This window comes from Micromonospora sp. NPDC005413 (genome assembly GCF_040606435.1).
Lineage (GTDB): Bacteria > Actinomycetota > Actinomycetes > Mycobacteriales > Micromonosporaceae > Micromonospora.
Genome location: NZ_JBEXEV010000072.1, coordinates 3,680 through 5,305, shown reverse-complemented (window position 1 = coordinate 5,305; position 1,626 = coordinate 3,680). Strand labels below are relative to the sequence as shown.

1 rRNA gene (running past one end of the window) is annotated in these 1,626 nt (G+C 55.7%); it reads right to left on the bottom strand.

Annotated features, from left to right (window positions below):
* Window positions 1–55: 55 nt before the first annotated feature.
* Window positions 56–1,626 (bottom strand): 23S ribosomal RNA (locus ABZS37_RS32560) (it continues 1,637 nt past the right edge of the window).

The window sequence follows — 1,626 nt, the reverse complement described above, 5'->3', positions numbered from 1 at the left end:
CGTGTGGTCTGTTGTTCGTTTATCGAGAGTTGCACAGTGGACGCGTAGCAGCTTAGTAGTCAAGTCCTCGGCCTATTAGTACCGGTCAACTGAACCCGTTACCGGGCTTACATTTCCGGCCTATCAACCCAGTCGTCTAGCTGGGGGCCTTACCCCACAAAGTGGGTGGGATACCTCATCTTGAAGCAGGCTTCCCGCTTAGATGCTTTCAGCGGTTATCCCTTCCGAACGTAGCTAACCAGCCGTGCCCTTGGCAGGACAACTGGCACACCAGAGGTTCGTCCGTCCCGGTCCTCTCGTACTAGGGACAGCCCTTCTCAAGTATCCTACGCGCACGGCGGATAGGGACCGAACTGTCTCACGACGTTCTAAACCCAGCTCGCGTGCCGCTTTAATGGGCGAACAGCCCAACCCTTGGGACCTGCTACAGCCCCAGGATGCGACGAGCCGACATCGAGGTGCCAAACCATCCCGTCGATATGGACTCTTGGGGAAGATCAGCCTGTTATCCCCGGGGTACCTTTTATCCGTTGAGCGACACCGCTTCCACTCGCAAGTGCCGGATCACTAGTCCCGACTTTCGTCCCTGCTCGACCTGTCAGTCTCACAGTCAAGCTCCCTTGTGTACTTGCACTCAACACCTGATTGCCAACCAGGCTGAGGGAACCTTTGGGCGCCTCCGTTACCTTTTAGGAGGCAACCGCCCCAGTTAAACTACCCACCAGACACTGTCCCTGAACCGGATAACGGTCCGAAGTTAGATACCCAAATCAACCAGAGTGGTATTTCAAGATTGCCTCCACCCATACTGGCGTATGGACTTCACCGGCTCCCACCTATCCTACACAAGCTAATTCGAGTACCAATGTCAAGCTATAGTAAAGGTCCCGGGGTCTTTCCGTCCTGCCGCGCGTAACGAGCATCTTTACTCGTAATGCAATTTCGCCGGGCCTGTGGTTGAGACAGTGGGGAAGTCGTTACGCCATTCGTGCAGGTCGGAACTTACCCGACAAGGAATTTCGCTACCTTAGGATGGTTATAGTTACCACCGCCGTTTACTGGCGCTTAAGTTCTCCGCCTCGCCCCGAAGAGCTAACAGGTCCCCTTAACGTTCCAGCACCGGGCAGGCGTCAGTCCATATACATCGAATTACTTCTTCGCATGGACCTGTGTTTTTAGTAAACAGTCGCTTCCCCCTGCTCTCTGCGGCCATACAACGCTCCACCCGCGTGGGGCTTCACGTCTCCGGCCCCCCTTCTCCCTAAGTTACGGGGGCAATTTGCCGAGTTCCTTAACCACAGTTCGCCCGATCGCCTCGGTATTCTCTACCTGACCACCTGTGTCGGTTTGGGGTACGGGCCGCTAAGAACTCGCTAGAGGCTTTTCTCGGCAGCATAGGATCACTGACTTCACCTGAATCGGCTCGGCATCACGTCTCAGCCTTCATGTGTTGCGGATTTGCCTACAACACGGCCTACACGCTTACCCCGGCACAACCACCGGCCGGGCTCAGCTACCTTCCTGCGTCACCCCATCGCTTGACTACTACCCATCAGGTTCCCACGCTCATCACCATCCGTCCGAAGACATCAGACAACTCGGGTGGTTAGCACAACGAGGTTCGTC